The sequence below is a fragment of the Xylanibacter sp. genome, from assembly GCF_057607445.1.
Genome location: NZ_DBLZAX010000008.1, coordinates 1 through 16148 on the forward strand (window position 1 = coordinate 1; position 16148 = coordinate 16148).

At 38.1% G+C, this 16148-nt stretch carries 6 protein-coding genes and 2 pseudogenes; 1 reads left to right on the top strand and 7 read right to left on the bottom strand.

The genetic code is table 11. The features are described 5' to 3' along the window. Positions 1 to 164: 164 nt before the first annotated feature. Positions 165 to 1157, bottom strand: a pseudogene (locus tag ACZMIG_RS07455) (ISAon1 family transposase). Further along, positions 1123 to 1509: an ISAon1 family transposase N-terminal region protein gene (locus ACZMIG_RS07460; RefSeq protein ID WP_302330437.1), complete on the bottom strand. Its 387-nt coding sequence runs from the start codon at positions 1507 to 1509 to the stop codon at positions 1123 to 1125. Before ACZMIG_RS07460 ends, ACZMIG_RS07455 begins: the two are co-directional and overlap by 35 nt. A 564-nt stretch (positions 1510 to 2073) precedes the next feature. Here ACZMIG_RS07460 and ACZMIG_RS07465 point away from each other — a divergent pair. After that, positions 2074 to 3495, top strand: coding sequence for a hypothetical protein (locus tag ACZMIG_RS07465; RefSeq protein ID WP_418874351.1), 1422 nt, complete (start codon positions 2074 to 2076; stop codon positions 3493 to 3495). 237 nt (positions 3496 to 3732) lie between these two features. Here ACZMIG_RS07465 and ACZMIG_RS07470 read toward each other — a convergent pair. The 5 genes and pseudogenes from ACZMIG_RS07470 to ACZMIG_RS07490 all read right to left on the bottom strand — a co-directional run. Beyond that, positions 3733 to 4478, bottom strand: a pseudogene (locus ACZMIG_RS07470) (IS256 family transposase); the annotation flags it as partial. 273 nt (positions 4479 to 4751) lie between these two features. Further along, positions 4752 to 5402 (bottom strand): HAD family hydrolase, encoded by a 651-nt coding sequence (locus ACZMIG_RS07475; RefSeq protein WP_288172633.1) that lies wholly within the window; start codon positions 5400 to 5402, stop codon positions 4752 to 4754. A 447-nt stretch (positions 5403 to 5849) separates the two neighbouring features. Beyond that, a complete protein-coding gene (locus ACZMIG_RS07480; protein ID WP_487889401.1) occupies positions 5850 to 9299 on the bottom strand; it encodes a DUF5689 domain-containing protein in 3450 nt (1149 codons plus the stop codon). A 376-nt stretch (positions 9300 to 9675) separates the two neighbouring features. Next, on the bottom strand, positions 9676 to 14028 hold the full coding sequence (locus ACZMIG_RS07485) for a choice-of-anchor J domain-containing protein (RefSeq protein WP_487889402.1): 4353 nt from the start codon (positions 14026 to 14028) through the stop codon (positions 9676 to 9678). Between the two features lie 1106 nt (positions 14029 to 15134). Then, on the bottom strand, positions 15135 to 15710 hold the full coding sequence (locus ACZMIG_RS07490; RefSeq protein WP_021854414.1) for a manganese efflux pump MntP: 576 nt from the start codon (positions 15708 to 15710) through the stop codon (positions 15135 to 15137). Positions 15711 to 16148 lie beyond the last annotated feature (438 nt).

Sequence of the window (16148 nt, forward strand, 5' to 3'; positions counted from 1 at the left end):
CGCCGATGGTACTGCAATGCAATGCGGGAGAGTAGGAGGCCGCCTTTTTTTTCAGAGTTGAGTCCCTGATGTCAGTTATGATGTCAGGGACTCTTTTTTTGGTTGATTCCCACTGAGGATGAGATTAATGAGACTTATGGGACTAATAGTGGGGCAGTAGAAATTTAATGGGGGTATCCGTAGAGCTTTGCGATTCTAAAGAGGAAAAACTTTTTATCCGTCACTCCATGGAGATTAGCTCTGAAGAGTTTGATTTTAGCATTGAATGATTCAGCAGCTGCATTCGTGGAACGATTGTTATAAAAGTTCAATATTTCATCATAATGTTCATAAAATGTTGCAGCAATCACATTAAATTGCTTCATGCCTGCACGTTCCACTTTATCATACCATTTTGCCATACTGAGCCTTGCGGCATCTTTGATTGTGTTTTTGGAAAATATCATTCTTAGTGAGTGCGACAGTCCGTAAGCAACTTTAATATCCGGGTATTCGTCAAATAGGATTCCGGCCCTTTCTTTTTGTCTTTCTGTCCATTTGTCTGCTGATTTAAACAGCAGGTAACGACTTCTGACAAGCAGTTCGGGGCGTGTGTCTCCGTTGGGGAAACGAAATGGCACATAGGCTTTACCCTACAGTTTGCATTCTTCCATTTCCCCGTTGCCCTGTTGCAGTGCACCCCAGCGATGTGTCACGCGAATTTCCTGTACAGCATCACCTGCCAGTTTCTGTATGTGAAAACAGTCTATTACCCGTTTGGCATTAGGAAAGGCTACAGAAACTATTTTGCGCATCGAGTCTGAAAGATCAAGAGTGACCTCCTCAACCTTCATACGTTCCGCTTTATCAATCTGTTTTAAAGTCTGTATTATAGCCTCAGATTTTGTTCCGGCAACTACCGCCACAAGGCTTCCTTCAAGGGCATGGCGGTCACGGTTGGTAACAAACGTATACAGTTCGTCATTAGACAGGGAGGATTCGTCTATTGCGAGGCGGGGACCTATGTTTTCAGGAAACAGCAGCCATTTGTCGGCATGATCCAGTTCATCCCACTCACGGTAACCACTTAATATTTCTTTGTACTGCTTCTCAAAAGTATGTGCATTTATATGATAAAATGTTTCAAGCGTACGGCAAGTCACCCGGGATGTCTCCATACGTTTCTTTTAAAAAAGCCCCAAACTCCTTGGAGTAACGGGTGCCCTGGCAGGCCACATCAAGCGCAATTGGGAGACTGAAACTTTTGCCGGTGCGAAGGTCTGTCCATCTTCGGCGGCGGATTACCAGTATAACCTTATGGTCACGGATTGGGAAATCAGTAACGTTGACAGGACTCATAAAACCCTTTGACTCAAAATGAATATCATTAGATAATTCAGTATTCATTAATTCATCAAGGTGAATATGAATCTCACTCGAAGATTCTTCAACACTTACTATACTAAAATAATCCAGTATTTCTGAAGGCAGCACTAGGCGGGCTAACACTTCCAATTGATTCGTTTCCATATTGCAAAGGTCGGAATTTATATGGAATTTAAACAAAAATCCCCATTAAATTTCTACTGCCCCCTGATGGGACGGATGGGAATGATAAGTAATGGAATCCGTTATTTTAAAATGAAAGGTTAGATAAATTATGGAAGCTGAAATTAAAATATACCAAAGTTGCTGGAAAACTAATGAATAGTGCTTATATATTTTATGCATTTTTGTATGGATTTTTGAGCATTTATCATTAAATAGAACTTTACAGAATTGAATATACTCTAGAAAATGTATTGAAATCTTACAATAAGTGATTCATTATATTAGTGCGTGACCATAATGATTATATGGTAAAATTAGCCGTATTAGTTAAATAAATACTTATTAAGTATAATTAGTTTTAAATAATTATTAATAAAATTCATAAAACATTCAATATTAAGAAATAATTTATATCTTTGAAAAAATAACATTTAAAATTAAACATATTAGGATTCCTGCAGCGATATAATACGATACATAAAAACTATATTGTAGTATAATCTGCAATCTTTTTTCAATTTTATAATAAAAAATAGTAGAACTATGAAAAACAAAACATTTAAACTAATGCTGCTGATGGTTGCAGTAATGTTGCTTTTTTCTTGTGAAAAATACAATGAAGACGCTGATTTTGGTGTAAAAGAGGCCAATAGCACATTGATTATCAGAACTAGAGTTATGGCTGTGAGTGAGACTGATGAAAGCAAAATAAGCTATCCTGTGAACATTTATGTATTTAGTGGGGATGCTTGTATTGAAACAGCCAAGATTGAATCAGAAGAAACTCCTATATCATTAAGGCTTCCTGAAGGAAGTTATGATGTATATGCTATAGCGGGAGCTGATGCTGAAATATACAATTTGCCAACAAAGGAAAACGCAGCTAAAGAATATTTGATTAAGTTGAATGATGGAAAAACGCACACAGATCTTATGGCTGCAAAAAACAATGTCACTTTGGCATATGGAGAAGAAAATACACTAACGTTGTCGCTTGAAAGGAAAGTTATGCTGATTGAGAATGTTAGTATAAAGAATGTGCCTTCAAATGTAATTGCTGTAAATGTTACAATTAGTCCGCTTTATGAAAATCTTCTACTAAACGGTAATTATGAAGGTACTGACGGCTCTCAGACAATAGATCTTATAAAAGGAAGTGACGGAAACACATGGGAAAACAATTATAATGCGTATCTTCTTGAAGCTAGCGGACAGGCAACAATTAAGGTTTCATTAAAGACCGAGAAGAACACTAAGAGCTATTCATATACGAGTACAGATGAGTTGAAGGCTAACTACAAAATTAATATAACAGGAACTTACAATGAAAACGGAATAACACTTAATGGGACTATAACCGGAGCAACGTGGCAAGGGGTTAAAAACATAAACTTCAATTTTGATGAAACAGGGAGCTCCATAGATGAAAATACCGGCTCGGAAACTGAAGAAGGAAAGGATGAAGAAGACACAGGGGAAACGACAACAGGAAATGCTCCTGAAGTTGGTACATTGTATAAGAATTGTTATGTGTTAAAGTCAGAAAATGTAGGAAATGGTACAAAAGTAACATTGATGTCTACAACATTTGAACAAGGACTGGTATTTACTGATAACGATCAATCTTCAATAAATGAAGCTATAAATGTGAAACTAAAAGATATGGCAGCAGCTTCTGATGGCCTTGAATCATTTAGAATACCAACTTTGGAAGATCTCAAGTATGTAAAAAATAACTTGGAAGCAATTAATGCCAATCTTGAAAAATTAGGTAAGACGTTGTTTTTTACAGGTACAGGTACATTGTATTCATATTATTTTCTTGATAATGATGGAAGTATAAAAGCATATTGGCCATCGCGTGACGAGCCTGATTCACAGATTCCGTGTATTAGTACAGATATTAAGAGTAAAAGAAACTCTATTATACTTCGTGGCTTTACAACAATAACATTCATAGAATAAAGTTCCAATAGCAATATATCTAATTTTGTTTACTAGTATAAATAATTTTGTATAAATAGAAATACGGGATTCAAGTTTGAGTCTCGTATTTTTTTGACACTGTCCAAAATTTTGTGTAAATGTAAACAGGATTTAACTGTAAGTTTCTTCTTGCATCTGGATTCTGTTTACAAAAAAATTGTAGTATAGATTATTTGCTTATTTCCAGCGGGAATTGGAAGAAAACAGTCTGATACAAGAGTTCCTGATCTGATGTACCACACAGATTTGGGTGGAAGACTGAGGGAATACGGTACGGATGGTATCCGTAAATCCATTCTGGTTGTTGGTACAGGTAATCAGTATATCCTGCACTCCACGGGCTTTTAAATCGGTCAGGACGCCGAATTGCCGACCCACATGCCAAGAACTTCCTTCAGGCCGTTTGTTTCAGACCGACACAAAGATAAACGGTCTTGTTTATAATCTTGCCGTTATCTCGTACCTTGAAGACGATACCGTCCATCCAGGCTATCAGGTAAACAGGATCAAGTGGACGGTTCTGCCACTCCTGGGCGGCCTGGCTTACCTTGTTTGTAATGATGGAAATGGCTGATGTAGAGAGTTCAATTTCATAAATCTCACGCATCTCTTCCTCTATGTCAGAAACGCTCATTTCTTTGGCATACAGTGAGATGACAAGTTTTTCAATAGAAAGTCCACGGCTTTCATGTTTGGGCACAGCTATAGGCTCAAATTGGCCATTACGGTCACGCGGAATGGGAGATGACTGCTTTCCCGTGTTCAGTCAGGATTCGCTTCGGATAGCTGCCGTTGCGTGAATTGCCACTGTTATTACCGGCCGCGGAATTCTTTTCATACCCCAAATGGGCATCCATTTCACCTTCACGCATCTTTTCCAATACCTGGGCATGCAACTGCTTCAGGAACTTGCTTATATCGGATTCTGTCTTGAACCGGCTAAGGAATTCCTTGCTTAACATCTCATCGGGCACTACTTGATTCTTTTCTCGCATAATCTTATTCTTTTGGCGTAAATATATAAAATAAAAAATACAGAACTCTATTTTGAATCCTGTATTTTACATTTACACAAAATATCTTATAGTGCCTATGGGTGGGATTAAATCTTTAGGTCTTTAATAAATTTTATTTCAATTTATGTTATGAATTACAAACCTGTTACAAGGACTGTATTAATAGACTTTTATAACGTATAATATTGATTATTGGTCATGCAGTATACGCCGTTCAATTTATTTTATACATGAGGTGATTTCATTTGGAGTTTCTACTAACGTTTGCGCTCCATTTCTTATCAGAAAATCTTTATCCCTGAATCCCCATAATACACTTATGCATGGCATGCAGCTATTACGTGCAGTTTGGATATCAACCTCACTGTCGCCTATATATACAGCATTATCGCGTTCCGCCTCAAGAAGTTTCAAGGCTTCATTAACTGTGTCTGGTGCAGGTTTCTTTCTTATTTTATCGCTTTCGCCTATTGCAACTTTTATATAATCACCGAAAAAGTACCGGCATAGTTCTTCTGTTGCTTTACAGTACTTGTTGCTCACTACGGCAATTTTTTTGCCATACTGTTTTAGTATTGCCAACATGTCTATTATGCCGTCGTATGGCCTTGTTGTATCGGCGTTGTGTTTCAGATAATATTCAATAAATGTATTATAAATATCTTCATAATGTTTGTTGTCTTTTCCTCCTGGTACAGCACGTTCAATAAGTTTTTTTATGCCATTGCCAACCATCATCCTTACTTCTTCTGTTGTATGTTCTGGCAAACTAAATGCACGCATTGCATAATTGGTACTTGCGGTAAGGTCATCAAGTGTATACAACAAAGTTCCGTCCAAATCAAAAATGTATGTGTCAAACTCTTTCATCTTTATACCTCCATCGTCTTTTATCACTAAATACTTTTTTGTTGAAGATTTTATGCAAAAGTACATATAAAAAGTATAATACAATGATATTCGGTCATCATTTTTGCTACTATTTTACTTATTAATAGTTTATAATAAACTATTGTTTTGTTCTGTCTGTTTATTTTTAACTTAAAAATAGTTAGGGCGTTTATTATTTATGAGTGTGGCTTTTGTCGTAAAATAGTTTCAACACAATAATTTATCCATAAATTATTTATTATGTTGCCATGTCTTATCATTTAAATGAGATAGGGTATTGATGACGCTTATCATATTATGTTTTTCATAGCATACAGTTTCATCATATATGGTAAAAAAATAAACCTGCTCCCTATATTTGTCAATATTTTCAGGGAACAGGTTTTCGTATTTATGGACCTTATTTAAAACAGACTAAATATTAATCTATTTAATTCTAATCTTACTTACATTTATGCTATTTTCTGATATCTGTTTTATTACGTAGATACCTGTTGGCAGATTTTCTTTCACTTTCTCTGCTGTCGTCATCTTATGTTTTGCTATCTTTCTTCCATTAAGGTCGTATACCTCGATGTCGCATTGTTCCACACTGATACCATCTATGCAACCTGCTACAGTATTATTTACAGATATTGGCACGTATATATCGGCTGCACCTCGTGAAGATAACTTCACATAAGCTTCATGAACACCTATTTCGTCAGAATTGAACGACACCATAAATGAGCCGCCTGTTACAGGTAATTGAGTTGTTGACAATTTAAATTTACTCTTATTTGGACCTCCCAAAGACAGCTTGATTGGCTCTGCAAGGTTGTTACCCGTTACAGTTATTTCATCTGATACTGCATCTTTTCCAGCCGTTGCAGTGAATGCAAGCTGTGTGAGCGAAGGCCTGATAACAGCTAGGTCTGTACGGCCGTAACTTACATCGTCAATATAATATGTTGCAGAGTTTGTACGTCCGCGTGTGCTCTTGAATCTGAATCCCATAAAGAACACGTCAGCGATGTTTTGTCCGGTCAGGTCTATATGATATTCCTGCCATTCTCCGCTTTGGTCTTCAGTATTCGGCATAGCGAATCCCTCAACTGGTGCCACAAACATATCACCTTCAGCCAGGTCAATATAGCATAACTCCAGCAGGTCTGTCTGGTTGTCCGCCAGATAGTCGCCTCTCACTCTGAACGTAAACATCTTCGATTCTGAATTCTTAAAGTCGAGTGGTGGAGTTACGAGCATCATCTCGCAAGTAGTCTCTTTGCCTTCGGCAACATTGCTGTCGTAAGGAGTAACTTTTGCAACCTTTTCACCCGCAGACTCATCTTCATCAGGCAGTTCATATCCCCACCATGCACGTTTACCAACCATTGCAAGGTTTTTCCATCCTTCTATGCTAAGAGGCTTGTTCTTTGTTACATTGTCAAAATGTTCATTTACGAGTTTCATCGGTGATGAAGCGTCGAGCGGCAACTCGTCGCCTTCCTTTTCAGGCTCCGGCTCAGTACTTTCACCTGCCTTACCGTTTATCTTCACTCTCAATGTGTCCAGTCCGAGTCCGTATATCTCAATCTCGTTTTCATATTCTCCGGCTTCTTTCGGAGCAAACGTAACTTTCACATTTGCTGTAGCGTCTTTCATCAGCATTGTCGTATTTAACAGGAACGAGCCTGATTCTTTCAGTTTCATGTATGCATAGTCTGGCAGATTGGCTGTCGTTATGCTTATTGTCTGCTCCTGTCTTTCGCCGACCTTGGCTTCAAACTTAGGCAATGTTTCAGGACTTACTGTTACTGTCGGCGGATTCAGCTCGTCTATAGCATAGGCTGACAGAGTAATGCTTTGTGACAGTAACGGCATTTCTGGACAGTCTATAAACAGGCGTCCTTCATGTTTTCCTATTGCTGTGGGCTTATATGTTATCACAATGTCGGTCTCGTTTGTTCCTGCGGGTACTGATGTTGCCGAAAGTTCAAACATATCGCGGTTTTTGCCGATAATCTCAAAATTGGTTGCTGCCGGCATGTTTACTGCATTTATATGCACCGTTCCAAATTCTGACGACTTACCAACCAGTCCTGCTGCCATTTCAAATTTTGAAGGGGTAACAGTCAACGATGGTTCTGACGCTACAGCCGACTTTATGTCTTCAGCCTTGCGCGGCGCAACAATTACAGCACTTGCTGATGTCGACAGTCCTGTTATATGTACTGTTTCTGTCGGTATTGCTTTTCCTATTAGGGTTGTACCTTTAAACAGTCTTAGTTTACCTTCTCCTGTTGCGTCTGTTATTGTGGGTTGAGACATGCTTTCGGTAAATGTGGCACCTTCTGAAATGTCTTTAAATTGTGCATCTGCAACTCTCACTAATCTGTTTGTATAATCAGTCGGTGCAGCCTTAAGGTCTGCCAACGTCACTGTTACAGGCTCAACAGTGTTGTTCTCTGAAACAAGTGTACCGAGTGATGCTGTCAACGGAATAAACGAGTTTACGCCGAACGAACTGGTTATCATTCCTATAAATCCTGTAACCATGTCGCCTTCCTTATACGTCTCGGTCATCATGTCGTAGTCGTTCTTCACTTGCAGTCCGCCTGTCTCGTCCTGAAGGTAATAAACGGGACTTGCCTGACTCTTGTCTACAAACGTTACAACAGCCTTGCCTTTATATCGGTAGGTGAGATATGCTTCACCGTCTTCTGTTGCAAACTCTTTTAGGGTGGCAATGTCTTTCACAGCGATAGTGCTCCATGTCGCTCCGAGTGTTGCGTCTGTAGCTCCTTCACTGACAAATGTTATTGTTGCCTTGCCGTTCTCGCTTGTCGGTGTCAGCGTAAATTCTACATCCACACCTTCTATTGCCATTGCATCTGCTGCAGATATAGTTGTAACTGACGGCTTTAATTCATAGTTGTCTACAGTTATTGTTATGTCGTCCGTCAGGTTTACGCCTTTCACGTTTACGGTCTTGGTCTTTATGTCACCACTATACAACGTACCAAAATCCAAACCTCTTTCGCTCAAAGTTATTACCGGAGTGTCTTCTCCTGGTCCTGCACTTTCTGTAAAGAGTTCTGCATAACTGTCAGCTACACGCAATGATCCCACAAGTAAAGTAGGTGCTGTTGCGCTATAATTTGTTCCTTGGCGCAGTTCAAGTTCTTGCAGGCCCCATGTTGATATACCGCTACCTGCTGATGACGGGTCAAACACAGCATCAGCAACTTTTGGCTCTTCAGTATAGCTTGCTGGATTAACATACAGCGTAACACCGTCATGACGTTCACCGGCTGCACCAATCTCATATTTAACAACAACGAGATAAGTTTCACCGATATTGAAACTTCTGTTTGCATAAACGGCTTTTGTACTTCCGCGTTCAACTCCCAGCTTATAGTGTCCTTCGTCGTCACCGGCATTAACATATAGTCGGCCTAATTCTGTAGGACTTGTTCCGTCTTTAACAACGCTGCTGAATGTGCGTGCCAGCAATGCCATTACATGTACGGGACCACTTGGTGCCTCAGAAACATTAATTAGAGCAGAATAATACATTGTACCATTCTTTATACCTTCTTCACTAGGATCAAATCTAACAAGTAAGTCTTCTCCTGACGAAGCAGCCCCTAGTTTTACTGATTTGCCTTTAACCCCTCCAGGATATCCTTCATAGTCTAGGGTTTGTTCTACTACCTGTATAGGATCGTTAGGATTAGAACCATACTTTCCCCATCCGCCATGGCCATAGAGGTTACCGGTTGGATAATTAAAATCTTCTTGCCACTTAATTTGTGCACCTACATCGGCAGGAATTAAGAACATAGACATAAGTAGCATGAGTGCGCATGCAAGCGTTGTGTTTCTTTTTCTCATGTTTTTAGTTGTTTGTGGTTAGTGAATTTAAGTTTAGGTTCTCAATATGATTTATTAAATACAAATATAGTATATTTTTTGCTATGAATGTAAAATTTTGTATATTAATTGCATAATTTTTCATCTATGCCAGAAAATACAAAGTAAATTAAACGATTCTAATATGTTTTATATTTCATCTCATAATTTGTATATCCAATTTTTGTCGTATAAATATGTCATATATAATTTGAATTAGTTTTTCTTCTATTATTAATTATATTTATTTAAATCCAAGAGAATTACAGATTGTTGCTTATTAACAAATGAGCCAGAACTGCCATATTCTGTTGTACAGTTCTGGCTCTTAATGCTTACTTATTAATAATTTAAATCTTTATCTTATTACAAATGGTTTTGCCTTATATATTCTTCCTGCTGATGTTTTGGCTATAGCTACATAGACACCAGGCATAAGGTTGACTTTATATGATGTAATTTGACCATTCACTATTGTTGACGCAACCATAATACCGGCAGTGTTTACTATTTTAACTTCTGCAGTCTCGGCATTTTCAAGCGGTAAACTTATGGTCAGGTTCTTTCCGTCTGGATAAACTATGAATTTACCGTCATTACCATTCATAGCGTTTATTCCGCTTGCAGTATGGTCATAAACAGTGTATAGGCAAACTAGTTCCGATGCGTTATCATTATAAATTGCCGTTCCTAACGGTGTCAGTTTTGCCGTCTCAGGATTCACTTCATATAGTTCGCCCTGACTTTTTGCACCGGTATGCACCCAGAATAATCGCCCTGTATTATGGTCAAATGCCATTGACTGAAGATATGCCACGTCTGTTATTCCTGTATTTCCTATTGTAGTCGGTATACCCGTAGCCTTATCTATAGTACATAGGTCACCATCTGAAGATATGGCATACAATATTCCGTCCTTGCTGCAAGCCATTGCATGCAAGTTTATTCCGGTATTGCCTATCAGTTCTGTCTCACCGTTAGTCAGGCTTATTTTTACAAGTTCACTGGTAGTGTTTGTGGCACGCAATCCAAACATCGTCTTCGACGAGTAGTCAAATGCCATATCCTGTATAAAGTCTTCTGTTGTAGCTGATGCTACAGGAGCCCAAGTTATTGTGTCAAGAACAACAAATTGTCTTGGCTCAGAATACCATGTTGCCGTGTATGCATATACACGTCCGTCATAATATTCTCCGGCATTTATTAATGCTTCATCCGGTATTACTTCTTTTATGAACGAAGCCTGTTCCGGTATGTTAGAGTGTATTTTCATCATACCGGCATTCCCGTAAGCGTCCCATCTGTACGCACGCAGGCCTACATCATCAAAGTTTGGCAAAGAGAATGTCTTGGCATCGTTGTTTACTGCCTCGTCTCCTTCAATTTCAGTATATGCCTTGAATATGTATAGAGCCTTTTCTTTCAGTTCATAAGAACCAAGAGTCAGGTCTGTGGTTTCGCCTTTGTTTAAGTTTACCGTGAATGTTTCCCCAATAGGTTCATTGTCGTTTACGGTGAAATATGCAGATACATTTGTCAGCGGTTTTTCGCCATAGTTTTTGACCCTTACCTTTACTTCAACTTTACCTTGTGGATCTATAGTCTTTATAGGCGATATGAATTCAGCTATGCCGGCATCAATGTTGATAGCCCTTACAATAGTGTCAGTATATGCACTGGCAGACTCCTTGTCTGTGTTATAAACTGCTTTCACGCAATACATATATTTCCCTGCTGTAAGTTCGTCCCAGTCGTTATCAGTAAATGTCAGTTCCGTTAGCGGATCCTTGTTAAGTTTTGTCTCTTGTTCTGGTTGCGACGTATCTATTCGGTATATGTTATATGAGCATTTCGGCGCTTCTGTTTCTGTTGTTACTGGCAATTCTGTTCCTGGTATGCCGCAGTATGCAGAAATATTCCATGCATAATATCCGTCATATAAATACTGATTATTGCTCCATTTCAGATTATTCTTTCCGTCAATGCTGCTTCCATAGCCGGCGGTGCCTATTGGGTCAGTAGGACCATTCTTGCAGTTTACTCCTATCAGATAGTTTTCTCCTTCCTTAATCTCTACGCCAGGCGAATCAAACTCGACTGTTACCCATGCTCCTTCTGCCGTGATTTCAGAAGCAGGTATTTCTTTTGAAGCTATTTCCACGTTATTGTCACGCGTTCCTTTCCATATTTTAGCTGTATATGTACCTTGTTCGGCTTTAATAAATACTTTCATTTTCAGAAAACTTTGTCCTATCATCATTGAGTCTTTTATGTCGTCTGCCGTAAATGCGTGAGCTACATTATAGTCTGTTGCACTATAGTCACCTCCGGTGCTCTCGTTATATTCCGAGTTGCCCCATTTTGTCCACATTATGCGTCCTTTTCTCGAAAGTGGGTCTTTCCAGCTTATTGTTGAATAAGAACCGTCAGAACTGATTTCACTAGACACTCCATAGACGCTGATAAGGCTGCGTGTAAGTATAATTTCTTCCATATTCAAGTCTTTATCGCTAGGCAATTCCTGTCTGTATACGTCATAAAGAGGTGTTTCTATGCTGAGCGAATAACTCTCGTTGGCATATATTCCGCCCAATTCGAATGTACCGTCGTCTGCACTCGTTGTGCTTACATCAGAATAACCGTAAGCATTGATTCTTACATTCTTCAGCGGTTTGCCTGTGTCTTCTGCTTTTATGCATCCTCTTACAGTTATTGTAGGTTTGGCTTCTATACTGAAATTCTCGGTCTGTTCACCTTCATTCTGAATTGTTATGTCTTTTTCAAAATCTAGATATCCTGTTGCTGTTATCGTTACATGCTGCAGTCCGCTTGGCACCACATAGAAACTGTATTCTCCATTGTTGTCAGTTACGGTCGACAGTTTAAGTTCCGGTATCGAAATTATTGCTCCGCCTATAGGCTTGTCGGTATCTTTATCAGTTATAGTTCCATGGAGTCCGGCCGCGTCTTTCGTGTTCATCACAAATCTGGTCATAAGCATAGCGTCATAAAGTCCGCCCGTGCTCTCTGTAAGCATGGAATTGTCTATCGGTTCATACGACATATAGCTGCGTGTGCGTTTAGGCTTATCCGGTGTTTGTTCGATAAAGAATCTGTCAAAATACCCTCCATTGCCTTGACTATAGTCCATCGTCATTACAACTACAAGATTCTTTCCCGTATATTCATATGGTTCAGCCAACTCTACAGGAACATCATTTATACCGTTGACAAATGCTATATTCCCGTTATATACTTCTTTCATATTTTCTGTGCTTATCCAGCCTTCCGATAAATCCTGCTTGTCTGTTTCACCTAACCATATCCGTATAGGCTTCTCCAACTTGCTCGAGCTAAAGCTGTTCTTATATACAATATGGCGTATGGTACCCTTGGCATACATTAAGTCCTCAGGATAGAATACTGCCTGATAAACACCGTAGCGCTGACTGAAATCAAATGGCAGATACGGATTTCCATATTCTGTATTTGCATTCATGCCGGCAGATATGTCTTTCATGTCATCTCCGTAACTTATTACAGCATTAGAAGTTATAGGCTTACTGGTACCTGTATTGTTGGATGCCGTAACGATATATGAGTGCAGAGCTCCAGCCGACACTTTGTCGGTGTATTGTCTTTCTTTTATTCCTTCGGCTATCACTTCAGTTCCATTATCCGTTTTTCGCTCAACAGTGTATGTCAGATTTTCCGTGTTTATATATCCTTTATTCATGCCTTTGGTAGGAGCATTCCATGTTATTATGGTTTGTCCTTCCGACACATAGGCATTTAAGTTCTCTACTTCTGCAGGAACGTCTTCCCCTATGTATGCTCTTTTTGATACAGCCTTTGACTGGCCTTCGCCAGTCTTGGCGATTACAGAGTATGTATGCATGCCATTATCCATACTTGTGTCTGTATATGATAAAGTTCCGCCTGGAGTAACGTTTTCTGTTATTGCGGTCAGCAGTTTATTGTCGCGGTATATGCCTATAGCCAGTTCCCCCGTAATATCTGTTCCTGTGCCGTCTGTTTGTGGATTTTTCCATGTAAGTGTTGCCGACAAAGCTCCGTTCTCTCCAGGAGTAACAGTAAGATTGCTTATTGCTTTCGGTCCTTTCTGGTTTGTCACTTCCACGTCGTCAATTCCAAGTGCATAACTTCCTGAACCTTTGTGTACAAACGCTATATATATTTTTTTTCCATTATATTCGCTTAATGAGCGTGTTAAAGTCTTCAATGTAGGATAGTCGTCATATCCGTTGTCTACGGTTTCTTCATATAGTATGGTAGTGAAGTCTTTAACATCAGTTCCTGATTCAGAAATCCTCACCTCAATTTTTTCTTTGCTGTCAAGATCTTGGGCGCAATATTTAAATGAAATCTGGAATGTTTCGTTTGTAACCTCAATTTGAGGTGTTATCAGATAATTGTCCTGTATGCCATATTCTTCTGTAGGACTATTCGGGTCTACAGTATATGATATAGCGGTTTTCTCTCCACTGACAGTAGCATCACTTCGTGTTGCTGTCTGCCAGCAGTGTCCGTCTCCGTCGTTATCAACAATTTTCCATTCTTTAGGCGGAAAACCTTCGCCCTCGAAACCTTCGTTAATCAAATACGATTGTCCGTTGGCGGTAATGCTTGTCCCCAAAAGCACAATTAAAGTGACAAAGGACACGACCTGAAGATGATAATCCTTTCTCATAGTAAATAGCGCAGGGTTCACGGGTTAAATAATACTGCCGGATTTTACATTGGAACCCTTTTAGATGCAAAATCCGGATTCTTAATAAATATATATATGAAAGTTTTCAAATATAGGTATTAATATTCTAGCCTTGCATCTCGTTTGGTTAAAAATAATTAACACAAATGCAATATCCGTCAAATCGTAGAGTTTTCAGGTAAAGTAGTATATAAATATGCTTTGACTTGCATGTGCTTTTCTTTAAAAAATAGCAATTATAAAAATATTTATTCAAAATTAACTGTAAACGTGTTGCACGTATTTATTATGTTTTGTAATAAAACATGAGTATCAAAATTTTATAAGAACTTAATTGTATTCAATTATTAGTATAATCTTAGATACTGTAGGTAATACATTCATAAAATATTTACAAAAAATAAATTTCTATAGTGGTTATTAAAATTCTTCAAAACTTTAATGATTTTGGGTTAAAAACTCAATGAGTTTCGATACGAAATTCATTGAGTTTTGTATCGTATTTCAATGGTTTCTAAATCATATTAAATTCATATTTACTATTGTTCTATTTTTCATTAAAAAAATAACTATTATAGACTGATTTGCATAGCAAAAGTACATAGACAAGAAGACATTTCTATTGACGATAAAAACATCTGTAACTATAATTTAAATCTTTTGTTATATGTCGCTGATTAACATATGTTTATCCGTAAATATTAAAGTTTAAATTGCATTATGGCATATATGCCATAATGCTCAATTCAAATTGATTATTAGGCTTAATATGGTTTAAACCAACAGGCAATTTGGTGTTTTCAAGTTGTATGTTTGTCTATTATTACATTTCATTATATGGCTCATTATGTTTAAAAGTGAATGACAATATAGTTACGTTGAATCCAAAGACTGATTTGGATTAATAATATAGTTTTATCAATCTATCAGGTATAACATAAACTTTTCTAAAAGGAGATTCCTTTTTAAGAAAATAGACGGTAATTATGCTTTACATTTTTTTCTTTATATTTTTCAAAAAAAATGGTTGTTTTTGCGAAATAGAAAAAGAATAAAGATGGAATATGTAAACTAGTAGATTTAAGTTAAAAGCTGATGTGTTCGTATAATATTCTGAAACCTATCAGAAGAAGAATCACTCCTCCGATAAATTCTGGCTTAAGGCGCTTTACTATCGACTTGCCACACATTACGCCTAGAATGTTGCCTAATATAGACATAACGAACGAGCATACGCCAATGACGATAAGCGGCAAGGTTAGCTGTTCTATATTTTTATATCCAAGACATGCGAAAGATATGCCTACAGCCAGGGCGTCAATACTGGTTGCAACAGCAAAGAGTAGTTGGCTTGTCAGTTTTGAAGGGTCAAAATGAGCCTCTTCTTCGCTTCCGAACGAGTCTTTTATCATTTTCCCACCAAGAAAAGCCAAAAGACCAAATGCAATCCAATGGTCGACAGACTCAAGGTAATGGCTGAAATAGCTTGTTCCTAACCAACCAATAAAAGGCATCATTGCCTGAAACAGACCGAACAGAATTGCCATGCGCAAAATAATCGAAAGAATGTATTTACGGATAATGACTCCACTGACAATGGAAACTGTAAAGCAATCCATTGCTAAAGCCAAGGCAAGAAATGTGATATCAATAAGACTCATCGTGTCAATTGGTAAGATGTATGATATTTATGTGCCGTAGGATATTGTTTCCTTGATACGGCAAATTGCTAGTGCAAAGGTAATAAAAAATATTTTAACACAAATGGTCATTGAACTTTTAGTGATTGGTGACAAACAATTATTTGGAATCAATAATTTATTGCACTATCATAAATATAAACAAATCATATATATGCTGACAGAACCTTTGTTTTATCGGTTTATTTGGTGTAACATGCGGTAAAAGCATAAATATAGATGATTTTATTTTGACTTGCATCTGATTTGCATTATCTTTGCATAAGCTAAGCTGCATCTCGGCATAACGCTCAAGCAAGACTTGGATGATTCTGCTCTCGATTTGCATTATCTTTGCATAAGCTAAGCTGAGTCTCGGCATAAACGCTAAAAACGGGAATTGGCTATTTTGCTCCTGAT

What these genes read in the sequence shown, in the direction of transcription:
- ACZMIG_RS07460 (WP_302330437.1), bottom strand. Translation starts at nt 1,509, where the DNA reads ATGGAAACGAATCAATTGGAAGTGTTAGCCCGCCTAGTGCTGCCTTCA.
- ACZMIG_RS07465 (WP_418874351.1), top strand. Translation starts at nt 2,074, where the DNA reads ATGAAAAACAAAACATTTAAACTAATGCTGCTGATGGTTGCAGTAATG.
- ACZMIG_RS07475 (WP_288172633.1), bottom strand. Translation starts at nt 5,402, where the DNA reads ATGAAAGAGTTTGACACATACATTTTTGATTTGGACGGAACTTTGTTG.
- ACZMIG_RS07480 (WP_487889401.1), bottom strand. Translation starts at nt 9,299, where the DNA reads ATGAGAAAAAGAAACACAACGCTTGCATGCGCACTCATGCTACTTATG.
- ACZMIG_RS07485 (WP_487889402.1), bottom strand. Translation starts at nt 14,028, where the DNA reads ATGAGAAAGGATTATCATCTTCAGGTCGTGTCCTTTGTCACTTTAATT.
- ACZMIG_RS07490 (WP_021854414.1), bottom strand. Translation starts at nt 15,710, where the DNA reads ATGAGTCTTATTGATATCACATTTCTTGCCTTGGCTTTAGCAATGGAT.